A 21,799-nucleotide genomic window follows, 5' to 3' on the forward strand; every position below is an offset into this window, starting at 1 on the left:
TAATGATGAATAAACTAAAAGAACTTCCCTTTGTTTCTTACCGTCCCAGCTATGAGTTCCTGGCATTTTACAGGATATTCTTTTCCATGTTTCTGTTATGGTCGGGAGTAGCAGATAACAGCTGGATCCATTCTATTCCTAACAGTGCTATGCATCCGCCTATCAGCATCCTGTCTTTCACTGATATTGTCCCTTCTGAAGCATTTTTTGTACTTTGCAGATATATGATCTACGCATGTTTATTGTTGATACTGATAGGATATAAACCTAGAATATTTGCAATATTGTATATGATCCTGTATGTACTGACGAATAATTATGCCTATTCGTTTGGAAAAGTGAATCACGATTTTGTTTATACACTTCCGATCATGATAATGGCATTCTCTCCCTGGAACAAAACCTTTAGCTTCTTTCCTGAGCCCGTAAAAGAAACGGATGAGCTGGCAAAATCGTGGCCTCTGTTTATGATAAGTTTGATTTTCAGCTTCGGAATGTTTACTGCCGGGTTTTCTAAAATTCTGGGAGGCTGGCTAAGCACTGAAACTCAGTATACTCAGATATTTTTTACGCAATATAGGTTTATTATAGGGTGGAACGATCTGCTTTCGGATTTTTATGAAGGAATTAATTCTAAAATATTCTGGGAAGCCCTGGATTATTTTACTGTTATTTTTGAAATGGTTTTTATTGTAGCGTTCATGTCCCCGAAATTTTTCAGGTATATGTTGCTGGTAACTATTTTCTTTCACCTTAATGTATTATTGATGCTGAATATATCTTTTATGAATTCCATAGGACTTTACAGTCTTTTTATTCCGGCATGGCTCCTGCCGTCAGGTTTCAGAAACCGGATAAAGAATGGGATGCTCAGAATATTTAATCCGGAATATAGGAAAGCAGCTATTGCAGTAGTGATCCTGTACCTTTTAGTACTGAAAATTTTTAATATTAATACAATGGGGTCTGTGATAAACGGTTTCTTCTCCCTTATTGCATTCTGCAAACTTTCCACACCTCTTATTGTGTTGGGAAGTGCGTTTTTATTTTCATTGTATCTATTGATTCGGTCATTAAGGAAGACTGATCGGAGTAATATTCTGAAATAAATACAGCTAAGAGTGAATGCTGCTTTCTGAAACTTATTTTTTATATTGGGTTTCAGGCTTTTTCATAAAAGGTTTCAGAAAGATTTTTTCAATCCGGAAAAATGTGTAAATTTGCAGTCTCAATACGTTGAAATATAAGGTTTGTCCTTCACTGGATGATAATATTGAAAGTTTTTTTAATAAAAAGTTTTTGGTATTTAAAAATTCATTATATTTGCACACCGAAAATTTGAAAAACAATAAATAAATAATTTTAAATCATGGCAAAGGAAACGTTTAATCGTAACAAACCACACTTGAACATTGGTACTATTGGTCACGTTGACCATGGTAAAACTACACTTACTGCAGCTATCAGTAGTGTATTAGCTAACAAGGGTCTTGCTGAGAAGAAAGATTTCTCTTCTATTGACTCTGCTCCAGAAGAAAAAGAAAGAGGTATCACTATTAATACAGCTCACATCGAGTACGAAACTGAAAACAGACACTATGCACACGTTGACTGTCCAGGTCACGCCGACTATGTTAAGAACATGGTAACTGGTGCTGCTCAGATGGATGGAGCTATCTTAGTATGTGCTGCAACTGATGGACCAATGCCTCAAACTAGAGAGCACATCCTACTTTGCCGTCAGGTAAACGTACCAAGAATCGTTGTTTTCATGAACAAAGTTGACATGGTGGATGATGCTGAGCTTTTAGAGCTTGTTGAACTTGAACTTAGAGATTTATTATCTACTTACGAATATGACGGAGATAACTCTCCAGTAATCCAGGGATCTGCTCTTGGAGCTCTTAACGGAGACGAGAAGTGGGTTAAGACTGTTGAAGAATTAATGGATGCAGTTGATACTTGGATCGAGCAGCCTGTTAGAGATCAGGATAAAGCATTCTTAATGCCAATCGAAGACGTATTCTCTATTACAGGTAGAGGTACTGTAGCAACTGGTAGAATCGAGGCTGGTGTTATCAACACTGGTGATCCAGTTGATATCGTAGGTATGGGTGATGAGAAATTAACTTCTACTATTACAGGGGTTGAGATGTTCAGAAAAATCCTAGACAGAGGTGAAGCTGGTGATAACGTAGGTCTATTGTTGAGAGGTATTGAAAAAACTGACATCAAGAGAGGTATGGTTATCGCTAAGAAAGATTCAGTTAAGCCACACAAAAAATTCAAAGCTGAGGTTTATATCCTTTCTAAAGAAGAAGGTGGACGTCACACTCCATTCCACAACAAGTACCGTCCTCAGTTCTACGTAAGAACTACTGACGTTACAGGTGAGATCTTCTTACCAGAAGGTGTAGAAATGGTAATGCCTGGTGATAACTTAACAATCACTGTTGAATTACTTCAGCCAATCGCTCTTAACGAGGGTCTTAGATTCGCGATCAGAGAAGGTGGTAGAACAGTAGGTGCAGGTCAGGTAACTGAAATCATCGACTAATCCACATCTAAAACAATATAAAAAGCTTCCGTAAGGAACACTCTTTACGGAGCTTTTTTTAACTACGGGCATCGTCCAATGGTAGGATACCGGTCTCCAAAACCGTTGATCAGGGTTCGAATCCTTGTGCCCGTGCAAATATAAATTATGAGTTCATTTGTCGATTTTTTAAAAGGTTCTTATAACGAATTCAGACATAAAGTTGAATGGCCAAAATGGGCTGACCTTCAGTCTTCTACAATTGTAGTGACTATTGCGACAGTTATTCTGGCTTTATTTACCTTTGGAGTTGATGAATTGTTTTCAAAAGCAATCAGCAACATAATAGGAATGCTAATCAACTTGTTCAATTAATAATTAAGTATTTTCCATAATGAGCGAATTGAAATGGTATGTGCTGAAAGCAATCAGCGGACAGGAAAATAAAGTGAAAAACTATATTGAGACAGAAATCAAACGTTTAGGATTTGAGCAGTACGTTACTCAAGTGGTTATTCCTATGGAAAAGGTGATCCAGATTAGAAACGGTAAAAAAGTTCCTAAAGAGAGACCTTACTATCCTGGCTACCTGATGATTGAAGCTGACCTGATGGGAGAGATTCCTCACGTTATTAAAAATATCCCGGGAGTTATTTCTTTCTTAAGTTTAACAAAAGGAGGTGATCCTGTTCCAATGAGAAAATCAGAGGTAAACAGAATGCTTGGAAGAATGGATGAACTTTCAGAATTTGCAAGCGATGTTGAAATTCCTTATGTAGTAGGTGAAAACGTTAAAGTAATCGACGGACCTTTCAACGGATTCAATGGTACAGTTGAGAAGATTCTTGAAGACAAAAAGAAAATTGAAGTTTCTGTATTGATCTTCGGTAGAAAAACTCCGATGGAGCTGAGCTACATGCAAGTAGAAAAAGTATAATACATTACTTATAAAATATAAAAAGACTGCTTTTAAAGTGGTCTTTTTTCGTTGATACCATTTCAATATATTGTAACAATAGCCTCTGGCGATGCTTCTCAGTTATTTTTCGATAAATAATTGTGCATCTGTATTAATTCATAATGAAATATTGAAATTGAATCTTTATATTTTTTTTCACTCTAGCTAGAGTTTTTTTAAGTTTGTTAAAATTATTATGTTGATTTTCAAATTTCATAAGTCTGTTGGCTACTTCTATAAAGAAGTTTACTTTAATTAAATTATCCCCGTTACGTGATAATTTTTGTTTTTTATGGATCAAGTTCCTTTTAGTTCCTTAATTCACTTTCATATGGCATGCTTCTTGCAACCAAGCTGTTAGCTAATCCACAAAATTTTATTCTTTTTATTTCATACACTGGTTACAGAGGTATGGACATTCTTTGTTGTTTTTAAATAAGAATAGAATTCAGATAAGCCACCCAAGAGCATAAGCTTTATAAACACATAACTCAATGACAAAAATTATTTCGATGATCACTCTGGTGGGCACCTATGTGTTGATGAGTGCGCAGGTTGGCATCAATACTGCGACACCAGAAAAAGAACTTACCGTAAACGGTACAATGAAAACATCAGGAATTGTTTTTAAACAACCCCTGGAAAAACTGAAAGCGGATGAGAATTACACTTTTATTATCAAATCTCCCGCGCCGGAAAACAAAATTACAGCGTATAATGATTCTTTTGTACCTAATTCGCCGGCTCCCATTAATCTTATTCAGTTTAAAATCACCTGTGATCCTACAGACAAAGATTGGGTAAACCAGTTTGACACAAAGATCAACTCCAGCAAGTTTTTGGTAGTAATTTCTTCTTTTGGATTTACACAGCCTACAAGAACTTACTCTGCAGACTGGCTTACTCCGATACCTCAGATCTTTGCTTATTCTGCAGGAGGGACATGGAAACTTAAGGCAGATTACCAGGGATTTGCTCCTGATAATTCTTTGCCTACAGGAGTCTGGACACTCAACTTACTGGTGTTTGACAGGTCGTACGCCAAAGATTTTAATTCAACACAAAACCTTAATGGATTAACTACTGGTGCGGCGACAGCTCCATTAATTCAATAAAAACATAAATTATGAAAAAAATTATTGCGATACTCTTTACGGGTTTTGCTGCTTTAAGCATAAATGCACAAGTAGGAATAAATACTAAAACACCTAAAGGAACTCTTGATGTTGAAGGGGAAACTTTAGTAGAATCTTATTTAATAGATACTGAAAATACAAAGGCAAGCGGAAACTATCTTCTTCTTACCCGGTCAAAAGATACTTCACCGGTAGGTAAGGTGAAGCTGCTGGATATATCGCTCCGTAATGTAGCCCCTGTAAATATGTATAATGTTGTATTGAAAAATGTAAGACAGGATGAAGTTGTGAATCTCAATACAGGATTAGATGCAAGTAAATATGTGGTGGCCATTACAGGTGCTGTTTTTACAGGAGCGGTTTCAGCAGCGAACACAAGTACCAACCCTAAATCGTATGGTTCTTACTCAACTGAAATTACACAGGTGACCAGCGGTGGTAAACAGTACCATGCTATTAATTTAGCTTTTAAAGGAGCAGGAACTGTTTCTTCCATCAATGGAACCTGGACACTTACCTTAAATGTCTTTGAAAAATCCTTAGTGAAAGACTGGGGAACTTTTAACGGTTCTGTTTCAGCATCCGTTTCACCGGGATATTCAGGAGTATCAACCAATACGCCACTGGGCCTTCAATAAAAAAACTATGGAAAGAAAAATTTATATCACAATAATCCTATGTCTTGGGATGTTTTTAAACGCCCAGAAAGGAAAAGTAGGGATCAACACTGCTAATCCCGCAGAAACACTTGATGTTAATGGAAAAACATATACGAATTCCTTATATTTAAGAAATCCGGGAGAACCTACGATGACAGGAGGAAGCTTTTTAGCCACTTCGCAGAATGCCTTACAATTGTATGATCCGGCTTTGGAAAGCAGCGGGCTGTTCAATTATCTTAAACTTACCCTTACCGGCGTACCTGGAACAGGCATTACAGATTATGATACTAAAATTGATGCCAACAACTTTTTGGTTATCCTCCACAATTATTCCTTCAAGCTGAACGATGGAAATACGAGTGTAATGCTTGATTATGGCGACAACGGTGTGAATGATAACAAACAGGGATCACCGGATGTAGTGGCTTTCAAAAGTAACGGAACATGGCACGTCAGAGCTAGATTTACAGATAGCAGAATGATTGCCACCAACACAACTACACCATCAAGAACCTATAATAACTTTACGGTTGATCTTTATCTGATGGCTTACAAAAGATTAATTGAAAAGCAAAATATAAACGATATCAATGATGATCTTGGAGGAAACGACGGTTCTACAAAAACAATTAATAAACCTTCAGGTTTTTAATCAGCCTTCCTTTTAAAATATTTTAAAACGGTTATTTGCATAAAATAACCGTTTTCGTTTTTACTGACTGTATTTTCAATTCTATGACAGGGAAACATGATTTATTTTTCTAAAACTTTTAAAAATCAGCAATTTCCGTTTGCTATTTCAAAAATATTTTATACTTTTGCAGTCCAAAAAGTAGGTTTATTGTTATGTGAGTGCATAACCTACTGAATAATAAATGCTTCCAAACTCATTAATTATTCAAATTTAAAAAACAAACAATGGCTAAGAAAGTCTTTAAAATGGTAAAGCTTCAGGTGAAAGGTGGCGCAGCTAACCCTTCTCCACCAGTAGGTCCAGCATTGGGTTCTGCAGGTGTGAACATCATGGAGTTTTGTAAGCAATTTAACGGAAGAACCCAAGATAAGCCAGGGCAAGTTTTACCTGTAGTAATTACAGTATACGAAGACAAATCTTTTGAATTCGTTATTAAAACTCCACCTGCAGCAATCCAGTTAATGGATGCAGCTAAGATCAAGGGAGGTTCTGGTGAACCAAACAGAAACAAAGTAGGTTCTGTAACTTGGGAACAGGTAAAGAAAATCGCTGAAGATAAAATGGCGGATCTTAACTGTTTTACAATGGACTCTGCTCTTTCTATGGTTGCAGGTACTGCCAGATCTATGGGATTAAGAGTAACAGGAACTAAACCAACTAACGCTTAAAACTTAAAGAAATGGCAAAATTAACTAAAAAGCAAAAGGAAGCTTTAAGCAAAGTAGAAAAAGGAAGAATCTATAACCTTGAAGAAGGTTCAGCTCTTGTAAAAGAAGTGAACACTACAAAGTTTGATGCTTCTGTCGATATCGCAGTAAGATTAGGAGTAGACCCTAGAAAAGCAAACCAAATGGTAAGAGGTGTTGTATCTCTTCCTCACGGTACTGGTAAAGATGTTAAAGTATTAGCTCTTGTAACTCCAGATAAAGAAGCAGAAGCTAAAGCTGCTGGTGCTGACTATGTAGGTCTTGACGAATATTTACAAAAAATCAAAGAAGGTTGGACAGATGTTGACGTTATCGTTACGATGCCAGCTGTAATGGGTAAATTAGGTCCATTAGGTAGAGTATTAGGTCCAAGAGGTTTAATGCCAAACCCTAAATCAGGAACTGTAACAATGGAAATTGGTAAAGCAGTAACTGAAGTAAAAGCAGGTAAAATTGATTTCAAAGTAGACAAGTATGGTATTATCCATGCTGGTATTGGTAAAGTATCTTTCGATGCTGCCAAGATCAAAGAAAATGCTCAGGAATTAATCCAGACATTGATCAAAATGAAACCAACTGCTGCTAAAGGAACTTATGTGAAGAGTATCTATTTATCTTCTACAATGAGCCCAGGTATTGCAATTGATACTAAATCTGTTAACTAATAATAATCCTTAAGACAATGACAAAAGACCAAAAAGTTGTAGCAATACAAGAGATCAAAGATTTGCTTCAGGATGCAAAAGTAGTATACGTAGCAGATTTAGAAGGTTTGAACGCTGGTAAATCTTCAGATTTCAGAAGACAGGCTTTCAAACAAAATATCAAAGTGAAAGTTGTAAAAAATACACTTTTACAAAAAGCAATGGAGCAAATTGAAGGAGTTGATTACTCTGAAATGTTCCCATCTTTCAAAGGAAACTCAGCGTTAATGATTGCTGAAACAGCAAACGCTCCTGCGAAATTGATCCAAGGATTCAGAAAGAAAGAAGAAAAGCCAGCTTTAAAGTCTGCTTTTGTTCAAGAAACTTTCTACGTTGGTGACAATAACCTGGACATGTTGGCTAACATCAAGTCTAGAGAAGAAATGATCGGTGAAATCATCGGATTACTTCAGTCTCCAATCCAGAGAGTTGTTTCTGCTCTTCAAAACAAACCTGAAACTGTAGAAGCTAAAGCTGAAGAAGCTGCTCCTGCGGTAGAAGAAACTCCTGCTGAAGCTCCTGAAGCTGCTGCAGAAAGCACTGACGAAACGCCAGCTGCTGAATAATTACACTCAAAAAATTAAATAAATAATCAACAAAAACATTACAACAATGTCAGATTTAAAAAATTTAGCTGAAACGCTAGTAAACCTAACTGTAAAAGACGTAAACGAATTAGCTGCTATCCTTAAGGATGAGTACGGAATTGAGCCAGCTGCTGCTGCTGTAGTTGTTGCTGCAGGTGGTGCAGGTGATGCTGCTGAAGAAAAGACTGAATTCGACGTAATTCTTAAGTCTGCAGGTGCTTCTAAATTAGCTATCGTTAAATTAGTAAAAGATTTAACTGGTGCTGGTCTTAAAGAAGCTAAAGATATCGTAGACGGAGCTCCTGCTGCAATTAAGCAAGGTGTTTCTAAAGACGAAGCTGAAGCTCTTAAGAAGCAATTAGAAGAAGCTGGTGCTGAAGTAGAATTGAAATAATTTCAATTGTATTATAAATAAAGAAGCCCGGGCATTTGCCCGGGCTTTTTTGTATGTAAGCTTTTGTAAATGTGTCTTTTAATTTTTAATAGTAATATAATATTGTTATTACTAATACTGATATAGTTTTTTATGATTGCATATTTTGTGGTAACGTATGATTTTTTTTATGTTTATTATTATGTTTAATTATTTTATGTGAATTTTTATTAGTTAATTATTGTTTTAATTGAAAAAATATTATATTTGTATTGAAAAAAACACAATAATTGGATAGAAATAACCTTCTTTTCTTTGGTCATAAGATTACGCTTCTAAAGATTTTGACGGCTATAGGAAAACTAAACACGAAGATAATATCTCTAATAAGGGCAAAGCCTGGGTTCTCATATGGTACAGCTATTACCAATCATTTATGGGGTTGCTTTGCTGATGTTTCCGTTTATTATTGGACAGGTTTGTATAATGGTTCTGCCGGTCAAAAAGAAAGCTATTGGTTATGTAATAAAGGTTTCCGGGATAATTTTCCTTTTTTTAAAACAGCAATTCTGAAATGTCCTTCCTCAGAAGTAGTAAATCGACTGCCCAATAGAATGGATGGCATTATTCATAATCCTGTAACATCTTATAAGTATAAGCGCCTTTGTGGTGTTATTTATAAATTAGATGAGAATAGAATTGTCCTTTCAAAAAGTACATTTATATAAAACATCAAATAGCATTAGAAATGAAAAATAAATTATTAACCATCGTTCTACTAATGATCTGTAAGTTTCCGGGAAATCGCTCAGGTAGGTATTTGTATTTGTACAGTCACGGGAACTCAAAAAATAAAATCTTATAAGGTTATTGTGAAATAATCATAGGATTAGCTTGTGTTGTGGAGGGGGTGCTCATATTTGGGCAGCCTCTCTCGTTTTTAAGAGTCTCAAAATGAGATGATTTATTTGTTTTTGTGGATAACTTTTTGTATCTTTGCCCTTCTTTTGGCGCGAAAAATTGTATGTAAATTTATAAAATACTGAAAATCAACTCTTTCACTGTGTAAACGTGGAGGGGATTTCGTGTATATAAATACTGCGGTAATACAGCCTCAAAAGTAATAAAAATATTTTGCATTACGCTGTGAAAAGATATACCAGTGTTGCAGTTAGAAAGAACCATGTAGGAAGTTTAAAAGAATCTAAGGTCCTTTGTGAGCGCCAAAAACACTTTTACCTTTTACTTTTATCTTGTTTCTTGTTCTTTTCTGATATTTTTTAATGAATCAAAATATTTTTTAACCCTTTCTTAAAAGTTTTATGAGTAAAACAAAATCAACAACTCAAGGAAATCCGAGAATTAATTTCTCATCAGCGAAAGGAAAAATCATCACTCCGGACTTTTTGGATATCCAAATTGAATCTTTCAGAGAATTTTTCCAGCTTGATACACTTCCTGAAGCCAGAAAGACAGAAGCTCTTTACAAGACTTTCCAAGAGAATTTCCCAATTACGGATTCAAGAAACCAATTCGTATTAGAATTCTTAGACTATCTGGTAGATTCTCCACGTTATTCAATCGATGAGTGTGTGGAAAGAGGACTTACTTATTCAGTTCCTCTAAAAGCTAGACTTAAACTGTATTGTACTGACCCGGAACATGAAGATTTCCAGACTGTGGTTCAGGACGTATACTTAGGTCCGGTTCCTTATATGACGCCAAGTGGTTCTTTTATCATCAATGGTGCTGAAAGAGTTATTGTTACGCAGCTTCACCGTTCACCTGGTGTATTCTTCGGACAAACTTACCACGCTAACGGAACCAAACTTTACTATTCAAGAATTATCCCTTTCAAAGGATCTTGGATGGAATTTACAACTGATATCAACAGCGTAATGTACGCGTATATCGACCGTAAGAAAAAATTACCATTAACAACTTTATTAAGAGCAATCGGTTACGAATCTGACAAGGATATCCTTCAGATCTTTGACCTTGCTGAAGAAGTGAAAGTTTCTAAAGCTGCCCTTAAAAAAGTAGAAGGAAGAACATTGGCTGCGAGAGTATTGAACACCTGGTTCGAAGATTTCGTAGACGAAGATACAGGTGAGGTAGTTTCTATTGAAAGAAACGAAATCATCCTGGATAGAGAAACGATTCTTGAAAAAGAACATTTGGATCTTATTCTTGATGCTGGTGTGAAGTCAATCCTGATTCACAAAGAAAACAGCAACGAATTCTCTATCATCCAGAATACATTACAAAAAGACCCTACTAACTCTGAAAAAGAAGCGGTAGAGTATATTTATCGTCAGTTAAGAAACGCAGATCCGCCAGATGAGGAAACAGCAAGAGGAATCATTGAAAAATTATTCTTCTCTGAGCAGAGATATTCATTAGGTGAAGTTGGGCGTTACAGATTGAACAAAAAGCTAGGTCTTAACATTCCAACGACAACTGAGGTTCTTACAAAAGAAGATATCATTGCTATTGTAAGACACTTAATCGAGCTTGTCAACTCTAAAGCAGAGGTTGATGATATTGACCACTTATCAAACAGAAGAATTAAAACTGTTGGTGAGCAGTTGGCTGGACAGTTCGGGGTAGGTCTTTCAAGAATTGCAAGAACAATCAAGGAAAGAATGAACGTTAGAGATAACGAAATCTTTACTCCGCTTGACCTTGTCAATGCAAAGACATTAACATCAGTAATCAACTCGTTCTTTGGTACCAACCAGCTTTCTCAGTTTATGGACCAAACCAACCCTCTATCAGAGATCACTCACAAGAGAAGATTATCTGCACTAGGGCCTGGTGGTTTATCAAGAGAAAGAGCAGGTTTCGAGGTTCGAGACGTTCACCATACTCACTACGGAAGAATTTGTCCGATTGAAACTCCGGAAGGACCAAACATCGGTTTGATTTCATCTTTAGGTATTTATGCTAAAATCAACAGACTAGGTTTCATCGAAACTCCATATAGAAAAGTAGAAGGCGGTAAGATTGAGCTTAACGCAGATCCTATCTACTTAAATGCGGAAGATGAAGAATCTAAAGTAATTGCTCAGGCAAACGTTGAATTGAGCGACAACGGTGAATTCGAAACAGACAGAATCATTGCAAGATTGGATGGTGACTATCCGGTAGTAGAACCTAGCCAGGTAGACCTTATCGACGTAGCACCAAACCAGATTTCCGGTATTTCCGCTTCATTAATTCCATTCCTGGAACATGATGATGCGAACCGTGCATTGATGGGATCCAACATGATGCGTCAGGCCGTTCCTCTATTGAAGCCACAGGCTCCAATCGTTGGTACAGGGCTTGAGCAGCAGGTTGCAAGAGATTCAAGAATTTTAATTAACGCTGAAGGTACAGGTACAGTACAGTACGTAGATGCTGACAGAATCGTTATTAAATACGAAAGAAGCGAAGACGAAGATTTAGTACAATTTGAGTCTGCTACTAAAACATACAACCTTACTAAGTTCAGAAAAACGAACCAGAGTACAACCATTACCCTAAGACCAAACGTAAGAGTAGGTGATGTAGTGGAAAAAGGACAGGTACTTTGCGACGGGTATGCTACTGAAAAAGGAGAATTGGCTCTTGGTAGAAACTTAGTGGTAGCGTTCATGCCTTGGAAAGGGTACAACTTCGAGGATGCAATCGTAATCAACGAAAAAGTTGTACGTGAGGACTGGTTTACTTCAATCCACGTAGATGAATATTCTCTTGAAGTTCGTGATACTAAATTAGGTATGGAAGAACTTACAGCAGATATTCCAAACGTATCTGAAGAAGCTACGAAAGATCTTGACGAGAACGGTATGATCAGAATCGGTGCTGAAGTGAAGCCTGGAGATATCATGATTGGTAAAATTACTCCAAAAGGTGAATCTGACCCAACTCCTGAAGAAAAACTTCTTAGAGCAATCTTCGGTGATAAAGCTGGTGATGTGAAGGATGCTTCACTGAAAGCAGACTCATCATTAAGAGGAGTTGTTATCAACAAGAAATTGTTCTCAAGAAATATTAAAGACAAAAAGAAAAGAACTGAAGAAAAACTTAAACTTGAAGAAATTGAAAACACTTACAAGGCTAAGTTTGATGAGTTGAGAAATACGTTAATTGAAAAATTAAATACACTGGTAAGCGGTAAAACTTCTCAGGGGGTACAAAACGACCTTGACGAAGAAATCATCGGTAAAGGTGTGAAATTCACTCACAAGTTATTAACTTCAGTTGAAGATTATGTAAACGTTAGCGGTTCAGACTGGACAGTAGACGCTGACAAGAATGAATTGATCAAACAATTGATTCACAATTACAAAATCAAATATAACGACATTCAAGGAGTTAAAAACCGTGAGAAATTTGCTATTTCAATCGGAGATGAGCTTCCTGCAGGTATCATGAAGCTGGCTAAAGTTTACATCGCTAAGAAACGTAAACTGAATGTAGGAGATAAAATGGCAGGACGTCACGGTAACAAAGGTATCGTTTCAAGAATCGTTCGTGAAGAAGATATGCCATTCCTGGAAGACGGAACACCGGTAGATATCGTATTGAATCCACTTGGGGTACCTTCCCGTATGAACATCGGTCAGATTTATGAAACAGTTCTTGGATGGGCTGGTCAGAAGCTGGGTATGAAGTTCGCTACACCAATCTTCGATGGAGCAACTCTTGATCAGATTACTGAATATACAGACAAAGCAGGTCTTCCTAAATTCGGTCACACTTACCTTTATGATGGTGGTACTGGAGAAAGATTTACTCAGGCTGCGACTGTAGGGGTTATTTACATGCTGAAATTAGGACACATGGTTGATGACAAAATGCACGCACGTTCTATCGGTCCTTACTCATTGATTACTCAGCAGCCGTTAGGAGGTAAAGCTCAGTTCGGAGGTCAGAGATTCGGAGAGATGGAGGTTTGGGCACTTGAAGCATTCGGTGCATCTAACATCCTGAGAGAGATCCTTACTGTGAAGTCGGATGACGTGATTGGTAGAGCAAAAACTTATGAAGCAATTGCAAAAGGTGAATCTATGCCTGAACCAGGTATTCCGGAATCATTCAACGTATTACTTCACGAGTTACAAGGTCTTGGATTAGACGTAAGATTGGAGGAGTAAGATATCAGATGTCAGACACAAGATGTCAGACTACGACACTCTAACAATTTTATAATCCTTGAATTTGGAATGATGATTTCTTCTGAAATCTGAAATCTGAAATCTAAAATCTAAAAAAAATTATGTCAAATAAAAATAAATCAAGTAGATTTAATAAAATAACCATCGGTTTAGCTTCACCGGAGTCTATTTTACAAGACTCAAGAGGGGAGGTTTTAAAACCGGAAACTATTAACTACAGAACTCACAAGCCTGAAAGAGACGGGCTATTTTGTGAGAAAATCTTTGGTCCTGTAAAGGATTACGAATGTGCTTGTGGTAAATACAAGAGAATTCGTTACAAAGGAATCGTTTGTGACCGTTGTGGAGTAGAAGTTACTGAGAAAAAAGTAAGAAGAGAGAGAATCGGGCACATCAACCTTGTAGTTCCAATTGCACACATCTGGTATTTCCGTTCATTACCAAACAAAATCGGATACCTTTTAGGAATTCCTTCTAAGAAATTAGATATGATCATCTACTACGAAAGATATGTGGTGATCCAGCAGGGTATTGCTAAAAAATTAGACGGTTCTGATTTTGAAAATATGGAATTCCTTACAGAAGAAGAGTACCTTGATATCATGGAAACTCTTCCTGTAGAAAACCAGTATCTTGATGATTCTGATCCAAACAAATTCATCGCCAGAATGGGTGCTGAAGCTGTGGAAGATCTTTTAAAAAGAATCGATCTTGATGCATTGTCTTTTGACTTGAGACACAAAGCTCACAACGAAGGTTCAAAACAAAGAAGAACTGAAGCTCTTAAGAGATTGAACGTGGTAGAAGCATTGAGAGGTGCTAATACAAGAATGATCAACAGACCAGAGTGGATGATCATGCGTGTGCTTCCTGTTATCCCGCCAGAACTAAGACCATTGGTTCCGTTGGATGGAGGACGTTTCGCAACTTCTGACCTGAATGACCTTTACAGAAGAGTTATCATCAGAAATAACCGTTTGAAGAGATTATTGGAGATCAAAGCTCCTGAAGTAATCTTGAGAAACGAGAAGCGTATGCTTCAGGAATCTGTAGATTCATTATTCGATAACACGAGAAAATCTTCTGCAGTAAAATCTGAGTCAAACAGACCATTGAAATCACTTTCTGATTCATTGAAAGGTAAGCAAGGTCGTTTCCGTCAGAACTTACTAGGGAAAAGGGTTGACTACTCTGCGCGTTCGGTAATTGTTGTAGGTCCAAACTTACAGCTTCACGAATGTGGTATTCCTAAAGATATGGCAGCTGAACTTTACAAACCGTTCATCATCAGAAAACTGATTGAAAGAGGAATTGTAAAAACAGTAAAATCTGCAAAGAGAATTATCGACAGAAAAGAACCGGTAGTTTATGATATCCTTGAAAACGTGATGAAAGGTCACCCTGTTCTATTGAACAGAGCACCTACGCTTCACAGACTGGGTATTCAGGCTTTCCAACCTAAGATGATCGAAGGTAAGGCAATCCAGCTACACCCGTTAGTAACTACGGCCTTCAACGCCGATTTTGATGGTGACCAGATGGCGGTACACTTACCGTTAGGACCAGAAGCGATCCTTGAAGCTCAGTTATTGATGTTAGGTTCTCAAAACATCCTGAACCCTGCAAACGGTTCTCCAATTACAGTACCATCTCAGGACATGGTTCTTGGTCTTTATTTCATGACTAAAGAATTAAGCTCTACAGAGACGATGAAAGTAAAAGGAGAAGGTCTTGCATTCTATTCTCCTGAAGAAGCGGAAATAGCTTATGCTGAAGGTAGAGTATCTTTAAATGCTAAAGTAAGATGTAGACTACCAATTAAAGAAGACGGACAAATCGTAACAAGATTGATCGAAACTTCTGTAGGTAGAATCCTGTTCAACCAGATCGTACCTAAACAGGTAGGATATATCAATGAGCTTCTAACGAAAAAATCATTGAGAAACGTTATCGGTAAGATCCTTGCTGATACAGATTTCCCTACAACTGTGAAGTTCCTTGATGCAATGAAAGACTTAGGGTATTCAAACGCATTCAAAGGAGGTCTTTCTTTCTCACTTGGGGATATCGTAGTTCCTGTTGAGAAAAAACAGATGATTGCACAATCAATTGAAACTGTAGACGAAATTAGAGCCAACTATAACATGGGTCTGATTACCGATACAGAACGTTATAACCAGGTAATCGACGTTTGGACAAATACCAACGCCGGATTAACTGAAATGATCATGAGCAGAATGAAAACTGACCAAGGTGGTTTCAACTCTGTATACATGATGCTTGACTCTGGAGCGAGGGGTTCTAAAGAACAGATCCGTCAGTTATCAGGGATGAGAGGTTTGATGGCAAAACCGCAGAAAGCTGGTTCTACCGGAGCGGAGATCATTGAAAACCCGATCCTTGCCAACTTTAAGGAAGGTCTTTCGATTCTAGAGTACTTTATCTCTACCCACGGTGCCCGTAAAGGTCTTGCGGATACCGCTCTTAAGACAGCCGATGCCGGTTACTTAACGAGAAGATTGGTAGACGTTGCACAGGACGTTATCGTTACAGAAGACGACTGTGGAACTCTAAGAGGTACAGAAGTTACTGCACTTAAGAAAAATGACGAGATCGTTGAAAGAATCTCTGAAAGAATCTTAGGTAGAGTATCTCTTCATAATATTTACGATCCTGAAACTGACGAGCTTATCGCAAGTGCAGATCAGGTGATCATTGAATCTTTGGCGAAGAGAATCGAAGAAGCTGGATTAGAAGCTGTGGAGGTTCGTTCACCATTAACTTGTGAAGCTAAGAAAGGTATCTGTGCGAAATGTTACGGTAGAAACTTGGCAACAGGTAAAGTGATTCACATGGGTGAAGCGGTAGGTGTAATTGCAGCACAATCCATTGGGGAACCAGGTACTCAGCTTACGTTGAGAACCTTCCACCAGGGGGGTACTGCAGGTAACGTATCAGAAAACCCATCTATCGTTGCAAGAAGAGATGGTATCGTAGAAATGGATGAAGTAAGAACAATTACTTCTGAAGATGAAAACGGTAATACAGCTGAGGTTGTGGTTTCCCGTTCAACAGAATTCAGATTAGTTGCTGATAATGAGTCCAGAACTCCATTAATGGTAGCTAACGTACCTTACGGATCTATATTATCTGTAAAACCAGGTGATAAAGTGAAGAAAGGTGATACAATCTGTAGATGGGATCCGTATAACGCGGTTATCATTGCTGAAACTTCAGGTAAGGTAGAATACGAGGATATCATCCAGGGTATTTCATTCCAGCTTGAAATTGACGAACAAACAGGATTCGAAGAGAAAGTAATCTCTGAATCCAGAAATAAGAAAGCCGTACCTACCCTGAAAGTGGTAGACTCTAAAGGAGTTGAGCAAAAAGCTTACAACTTACCGGTAGGAGCCCACTTAATGGTTAACGATGGTGAAAAAATTAAGGCTGGTAAAGTCTTAATCAAGATCCCAAGAAAATCTGCAAAAGCAGGGGATATCACCGGAGGTCTTCCGAGAGTTACCGAATTATTCGAAGCAAGAAACCCTTCAAACCCAGCGGTTGTTACTGAAATCGACGGGGTAGTTTCTTACGGAAAAATCAAGAGAGGTAACCGTGAACTTATTGTTGAGGCTAAAACCGGAGAAAGAAAAATTTACTTAGTAAAACTTTCTAACCAGATTCTTGTTCAGGAGAATGACTTCGTAAGAGCAGGTTCTCCACTTTCTGACGGTTCTATCACACCGGAAGATATCTTGAGAATTAAAGGTCCAACAGCCGTTCAGGAATACTTAGTAAACGAAATTCAGGAAGTTTACCGTCTACAGGGGGTAAAAATCGATGATAAGCACTTCGAAATTATCGTAAGACAAATGATGACGAAAGTATCTATCGTAGATGGAGGTGATACTCAATTCCTTGAAGGAGCTCTTGAACATAAGTATGACTTCCTGGAAGAAAACAACAGAGTATTCGGTCTTAAAGTAGTAGTAGATGCTGGTGATTCTAAAGAATTCAAGCCAGGTCAGATGATTACTGCAAGAGAATTAAGAGACGAAAACTCTAAGTTGAAGCGTGAAGATTTAGCATTGGTAGAAGTAAGAGAAGCTCTTCCTGCTACGGCAACTCCGGTACTGCAAGGTATTACAAGAGCAGCCCTTCAGACTAAGTCATTCATGTCGGCAGCATCATTCCAGGAAACAACTAAAGTTCTTAACGAAGCAGCAGTTGCTGGTAAGATAGACGATCTTAACGGTCTTAAAGAAAATGTAATTGTAGGTCACAGAATCCCTGCAGGTACAGGTCTTAAAGAATATCAGAACGTTATTGTTGGTTCTAAGAAAGAATTCGAAGACCTTAACTAAAATTAATGATTTGAAATTTGGGATTTGAAATTATTTTTATATTTTCACAATCTCAAATTTCGAATTTTAAAAACATAATTTATAACAATGGACAACAATCAAAATCCACAAGACGGAAACATCAACATCGAATTAAACGAAATGGTAGCGGCTGGTATCTATGCTAACCTTGCATTGGTAAACCACTCCCCATCTGAATTTGTAGTAGACTTTATTCAGTTGATGCCAGGTGTTCAGCAGGCTAAAGTAAGATCAAGAGTAATTCTTGCTCCACTTCACGCTAAAAGAGTATTAAATGCTCTTCAACAGAACATCGCTAACTACGAGCAGCAGTTCGGAGAAATCAAAGAAGTTGAGCCTTTCGTATTAGGAGGAAACAACGTTCAAGCGTAAGATTTCTTTTGTAATCATATAATTGCCCCGGATTTATCCGGGGCTTTTTGTTTTTTAATTAAAAAAAATAAGCATTTTAATTAAAAAACAAAAAACGCTCAATTAGGTATTTGATATATTTGTGTTGTTTTTATATGTATATCTGTAATATATTTTGTTTTTTATTGAATATTTAATATTTATTTTTAATATATTTGAAAAAAAACAAATGAAACTGAAAATCTATCCTATCGCAGCGGTATTATTCTGCACTTTTACTAATGCACAGCAAAATACGCTCAACAATAATCAAAAACATTTACAGAAATTGTATGCCCAGTACGATAAGAAACTTAAACAGCAACATAAAGCTGCTAGGGCAGCTGGAATACCTCCCAATGAATATTATGAGGAAGATTACAAAAGAACAATGGATCCAGTTACAGGAAGGACTTATTTTGGGAAACTGGTAAAAATAAATCATGATATCCTGTCGGGTAAATATCGTTCTGAAAAACCTATGTCATTTATTTCCAGTAATCATCATTCTTCCACTGGAAAAATTATTAATGAACCCTGGATTGAAAGAGGACCATATGATGTAGGAGGGCGAACAAGGGCAATTATGTATGACCCTAATGATACTACCGGCAAAAGAGTCTTTGCAGGTGGAATTTCCGGTGGACTTTGGGTTAATCAGGATCCTTCTGTAAGTACAAATGAATGGCAGCCGCTCAGTACGTTCTGGGCCAATACTTCGGTTTCATGCATTACTTACGACCCAAACAATCCACAGGTATTTTATGTTGGTACAGGGGAATGTGAAACGGGTGATGCCAAAGGATCCGGAATTTGGAAATCAACGGATGGAGGCACTACCTGGACACAGATATTTACAATACCGGTAACCTATTCGAATGGAATAGGAAATGGAAACTTTTATATTAATGATATTAAAGTTAGAAATAATGCTGGAGTTTCAGAGGTTTATGCTGGAGTAAGCGGTAATTATTCTAGTGGTACATTTCAGGGATTAAATCAGGCGGGATTGTACAAATCTACAGACGGAGGTGCTACATTTGTAAAGAACACCAGTTTATTAGCACAGAATACAACAACAAATTCAACCAGTACAATAGGATATTCTATTCAGCAAATAGAAATCGGAGCTGATAATTCGGTTTGGGTCTCCACCAGATCTTCAATATATTCCACTATAGATTCAGGAGGAAGAATTTTTAAATCTGCTGACGGAAATACTTTTAATCAGGTGTATAATGTTGGAAATGCAGGAGCAAGAGTCAATTTTTGTCTTTCCAAAACAAATGCTAATAAAGTGTATGCTTTTATGCAGGGAAGCTCTACTACTGCAGAACCAATCAGAATTGCACGTTCTGCTGACGGAGGAGTAACATGGCAGGCTACCAATGATACAGCGCCTGTTTTGACATTACCTGCGCCTACAGACACGAGTATTCCTGCTAATGATTTCACCCGGGGACAATCTTTTTATGATCTTGTGATTGCAGCAGATCCTCAAGATGACAATACAGTGTATATCGGAGGTGTTGATCTGTATAAATCTACCAACGGAGGAGGTACATGGAGTCAGATTTCAAAATGGTCCAATAATAACAATATGGCCGCTTTACAGGTTTCAGAGGTACATGCGGATCAGCATGCAATCATATTCAATCCTTATAATAATTACGCAACCGGGCAAATGCTTTTTGGAAATGATGGAGGAGTGTATTATGCTTCCAATAAAACCAATATCGGGACTGTAGATGGCTTTGTTGCAAGAAATACCAGGTATAATGTAACTCAGTTCTACACAGCTATGCTCAATCCTACAAAAGTACCTGCTAACGAAGAATTACTGGCGGGGGCTCAGGATAATGGTTCATGGTGGCTTTATGGTGTTCCACAAGCCAATAACTTTCTTTCCAAGTGGCCTGCTACAGGGGGAGATGGCATGTACACAGAATATGATGATCTGGATACTTATGAAATATCAAGCTATACTTATAACAATCACTATTTATTGACGAACAATGCGCAGAGTCTTATAGCCGATACCAATGCAAATTTAGGACATTTTGTCAATGAAATAGCATTAGATAGAATCAATGATGTCTTCTATTCTTACCGTTCAGGGCTCACGCTTTTCAGAACAAGCGGACTTTCTGCTACTGCTACATCATTCACTAATGATGTGGTTACTGTAGGAACAGCACAGTCCGGAGAGCAGTTATCGTGGATGAAAGTATCCCCTTATACAACTGCTTCCACCACACTTTTTGTAGGAACCAATCTTGGGAGAATCTTTAAAATAGCAAATGCAAATACCACAGCATATACAGCAACTCTGTTAACATCACCAATAGCAGGAACTATTTCTGATATCGAGTTTGGAGCAAATGAAAATGAGATTATGGTAACACTTTCCAATTATAACCTCACCAGCGTTTTCTATTCTACAGATGGAGGAACAACCTGGCAGAACAAAGAAGGAGACCTTCCTGATATGCCGGTAAGAACAGTCCTCAGAAATCCAGACGATCCCAATGAAGTATTAATAGGAACAGAAATGGGAGTTTGGGGAACTACTAATTTCCTTGATTTAACTCCTGAATGGTCTTCAGTAACTGGAAATATAGGGAATGTGAGAATTACTAATCTGGATTACAGACCTGCTACCAAAACAGTATTGGTTTCTACTTATGGAAGAGGAGCCTGGACAACACAGAATACGCTGACTCCATTGTCAACCACAGAGACCAAATTTAAAAAGAATATGAATATTATATATCCGAATCCTTCAAAAGGGATTTCCCATCTGAGATTTGATACAGCTAAATATAACAGCGTGGATATAAGTATTGTGGATGCATCGGGAAGGCTTGTGTATAGTAAGAAAAACGTAAAATCTGATGAAGAGTTCGGACAAAAAATGTTATCTGGAAATTATATACTGAAAGCCGAATATAAAGGTGAAATTGTATATAGTGGTAACTTCCTTGTATTGGGACCTAAAGGAGGTGATAATGACTAAAAAATGAATAATCAATTATTTTTAACTGTGTTTTGGATGCTGGCTTCCTGCGGGATGCCGGTATCCTCTTTATATCAGGATAAGGCAATATCAGTCATCTCTGCTGAAAAAACAGAATGGACAGGAGGAAGATCGGGAGTAAAGGGAATCATGTATACCGTTAAATTTAAGAAAAATAATAACAGTATAGTTACGGTAAAAACGCTGAGAGCAGAAGGAAATACTATTCCGTTTAGTCAGGATAATGCCGGAAATACAATTATAGTAAGAGGCAATCTTCAGTATAAAAACGAAGATGAAACCAAAATGGCTGATCAGGTGCCGGCAGGAAAATCTGATGAAATTCCTGTTTCCCCCAAAAAAAATCCAAAAGACAATTGGATAGAATACAATGTACAAGGTTCCCAAACGCTGCACAGAATAAACATTTCAAAATTTATTGCAGTTGATTTTTCCGGTGAATCTGCTCCTTAATATCCAATT

17 protein-coding genes and 1 tRNA gene are annotated in these 21,799 nt (G+C 37.5%); all 18 read left to right on the forward strand.

Features of this window, described 5'->3' with window-relative positions:
• Positions 1-2: 2 nt before the first annotated feature.
• Positions 3-1,109: a hypothetical protein gene (locus tag AB1278_RS03890; protein ID WP_429812573.1), complete on the forward strand. Its 1,107-nt coding sequence runs from the start codon at positions 3-5 to the stop codon at positions 1,107-1,109.
• Positions 1,110-1,369: 260 nt separating this feature from the next.
• The gene (gene tuf, locus AB1278_RS03895) at positions 1,370-2,557 is read left to right on the forward strand and encodes an elongation factor Tu (RefSeq protein ID WP_110008219.1); all 1,188 of its coding nucleotides are present in this window, start codon (positions 1,370-1,372) and stop codon (positions 2,555-2,557) included.
• 64 nt (positions 2,558-2,621) lie between these two features.
• A tRNA-Trp gene (locus AB1278_RS03900) sits at positions 2,622-2,692 on the forward strand.
• A gap of 12 nt (positions 2,693-2,704) precedes the next feature.
• Positions 2,705-2,911, forward strand: a complete 207-nt coding sequence (secE, locus tag AB1278_RS03905) for a preprotein translocase subunit SecE (RefSeq protein ID WP_002976410.1) — start codon at positions 2,705-2,707, stop codon at positions 2,909-2,911.
• 19 nt (positions 2,912-2,930) lie between these two features.
• Positions 2,931-3,473 carry a transcription termination/antitermination protein NusG gene (nusG, locus tag AB1278_RS03910; protein ID WP_002976412.1) on the forward strand — a complete coding sequence of 181 codons (543 nt, stop codon included), beginning with the start codon at positions 2,931-2,933 and terminating at the stop codon, positions 3,471-3,473.
• Between the two features lie 515 nt (positions 3,474-3,988).
• Positions 3,989-4,609, forward strand: a complete 621-nt coding sequence (locus tag AB1278_RS03915) for a hypothetical protein (protein ID WP_110008218.1) — start codon at positions 3,989-3,991, stop codon at positions 4,607-4,609.
• 11 nt (positions 4,610-4,620) lie between these two features.
• Complete coding sequence (locus tag AB1278_RS03920) at positions 4,621-5,268, forward strand: hypothetical protein (protein WP_110008217.1); 648 nt, start codon at positions 4,621-4,623, stop codon at positions 5,266-5,268.
• A 7-nt stretch (positions 5,269-5,275) separates the two neighbouring features.
• Entirely contained in the window at positions 5,276-5,944 is a 669-nt protein-coding gene (locus AB1278_RS03925; RefSeq protein WP_110008216.1) for a hypothetical protein, read from the forward strand.
• A gap of 266 nt (positions 5,945-6,210) precedes the next feature.
• On the forward strand, positions 6,211-6,654 hold the full coding sequence (gene rplK, locus AB1278_RS03930; protein WP_047435399.1) for a 50S ribosomal protein L11: 444 nt from the start codon (positions 6,211-6,213) through the stop codon (positions 6,652-6,654).
• 11 nt (positions 6,655-6,665) lie between these two features.
• Positions 6,666-7,358, forward strand: a complete 693-nt coding sequence (gene rplA, locus AB1278_RS03935) for a 50S ribosomal protein L1 (protein ID WP_002976422.1) — start codon at positions 6,666-6,668, stop codon at positions 7,356-7,358.
• Positions 7,359-7,375: 17 nt separating this feature from the next.
• Positions 7,376-7,963 carry a 50S ribosomal protein L10 gene (gene rplJ / locus AB1278_RS03940; protein ID WP_110008215.1) on the forward strand — a complete coding sequence of 196 codons (588 nt, stop codon included), beginning with the start codon at positions 7,376-7,378 and terminating at the stop codon, positions 7,961-7,963.
• 46 nt (positions 7,964-8,009) lie between these two features.
• On the forward strand, positions 8,010-8,378 hold the full coding sequence (rplL, locus tag AB1278_RS03945; protein ID WP_062675820.1) for a 50S ribosomal protein L7/L12: 369 nt from the start codon (positions 8,010-8,012) through the stop codon (positions 8,376-8,378).
• Positions 8,379-8,647: 269 nt separating this feature from the next.
• Entirely contained in the window at positions 8,648-9,085 is a 438-nt protein-coding gene (locus AB1278_RS03950) for a hypothetical protein (RefSeq protein ID WP_202841462.1), read from the forward strand.
• Positions 9,086-9,679: 594 nt separating this feature from the next.
• On the forward strand, positions 9,680-13,501 hold the full coding sequence (gene rpoB, locus AB1278_RS03955; protein WP_137905183.1) for a DNA-directed RNA polymerase subunit beta: 3,822 nt from the start codon (positions 9,680-9,682) through the stop codon (positions 13,499-13,501).
• 122 nt (positions 13,502-13,623) lie between these two features.
• Complete coding sequence (rpoC, locus tag AB1278_RS03960) at positions 13,624-17,889, forward strand: DNA-directed RNA polymerase subunit beta' (RefSeq protein WP_202841460.1); 4,266 nt, start codon at positions 13,624-13,626, stop codon at positions 17,887-17,889.
• A gap of 87 nt (positions 17,890-17,976) precedes the next feature.
• On the forward strand, positions 17,977-18,282 hold the full coding sequence (locus tag AB1278_RS03965; RefSeq protein WP_002976436.1) for a DUF3467 domain-containing protein: 306 nt from the start codon (positions 17,977-17,979) through the stop codon (positions 18,280-18,282).
• Positions 18,283-18,490: 208 nt separating this feature from the next.
• The gene (locus AB1278_RS03970) at positions 18,491-21,316 is read left to right on the forward strand and encodes a T9SS type A sorting domain-containing protein (RefSeq protein WP_429812583.1); all 2,826 of its coding nucleotides are present in this window, start codon (positions 18,491-18,493) and stop codon (positions 21,314-21,316) included.
• Between the two features lie 3 nt (positions 21,317-21,319).
• On the forward strand, positions 21,320-21,790 hold the full coding sequence (locus AB1278_RS03975) for a hypothetical protein (RefSeq protein WP_411413382.1): 471 nt from the start codon (positions 21,320-21,322) through the stop codon (positions 21,788-21,790).
• Positions 21,791-21,799: the final 9 nt, after the last annotated feature.

This window comes from Chryseobacterium sp. NRRL B-14798, assembly GCF_050470705.1.
Lineage (GTDB): Bacteria > Bacteroidota > Bacteroidia > Flavobacteriales > Weeksellaceae > Chryseobacterium > Chryseobacterium cupriresistens.

Bases quoted from the DNA above. Each gene is read 5' to 3' on its own strand.
- tuf (WP_110008219.1), top strand. From the start codon at position 1,370: ATGGCAAAGGAAACGTTTAATCGTAACAAACCACACTTGAACATTGGT.
- rpoC (WP_202841460.1), top strand. From the start codon at position 13,624: ATGTCAAATAAAAATAAATCAAGTAGATTTAATAAAATAACCATCGGT.
- rplK (WP_047435399.1), top strand. From the start codon at position 6,211: ATGGCTAAGAAAGTCTTTAAAATGGTAAAGCTTCAGGTGAAAGGTGGC.
- AB1278_RS03915 (WP_110008218.1), top strand. From the start codon at position 3,989: ATGACAAAAATTATTTCGATGATCACTCTGGTGGGCACCTATGTGTTG.
- AB1278_RS03965 (WP_002976436.1), top strand. From the start codon at position 17,977: ATGGACAACAATCAAAATCCACAAGACGGAAACATCAACATCGAATTA.
- AB1278_RS03925 (WP_110008216.1), top strand. From the start codon at position 5,276: ATGGAAAGAAAAATTTATATCACAATAATCCTATGTCTTGGGATGTTT.
- nusG (WP_002976412.1), top strand. From the start codon at position 2,931: ATGAGCGAATTGAAATGGTATGTGCTGAAAGCAATCAGCGGACAGGAA.
- secE (WP_002976410.1), top strand. From the start codon at position 2,705: ATGAGTTCATTTGTCGATTTTTTAAAAGGTTCTTATAACGAATTCAGA.
- rplL (WP_062675820.1), top strand. From the start codon at position 8,010: ATGTCAGATTTAAAAAATTTAGCTGAAACGCTAGTAAACCTAACTGTA.
- AB1278_RS03920 (WP_110008217.1), top strand. From the start codon at position 4,621: ATGAAAAAAATTATTGCGATACTCTTTACGGGTTTTGCTGCTTTAAGC.
- AB1278_RS03975 (WP_411413382.1), top strand. From the start codon at position 21,320: ATGAATAATCAATTATTTTTAACTGTGTTTTGGATGCTGGCTTCCTGC.
- AB1278_RS03890 (WP_429812573.1), top strand. From the start codon at position 3: ATGATGAATAAACTAAAAGAACTTCCCTTTGTTTCTTACCGTCCCAGC.
- AB1278_RS03970 (WP_429812583.1), top strand. From the start codon at position 18,491: ATGAAACTGAAAATCTATCCTATCGCAGCGGTATTATTCTGCACTTTT.
- rplJ (WP_110008215.1), top strand. From the start codon at position 7,376: ATGACAAAAGACCAAAAAGTTGTAGCAATACAAGAGATCAAAGATTTG.
- rplA (WP_002976422.1), top strand. From the start codon at position 6,666: ATGGCAAAATTAACTAAAAAGCAAAAGGAAGCTTTAAGCAAAGTAGAA.
- rpoB (WP_137905183.1), top strand. From the start codon at position 9,680: ATGAGTAAAACAAAATCAACAACTCAAGGAAATCCGAGAATTAATTTC.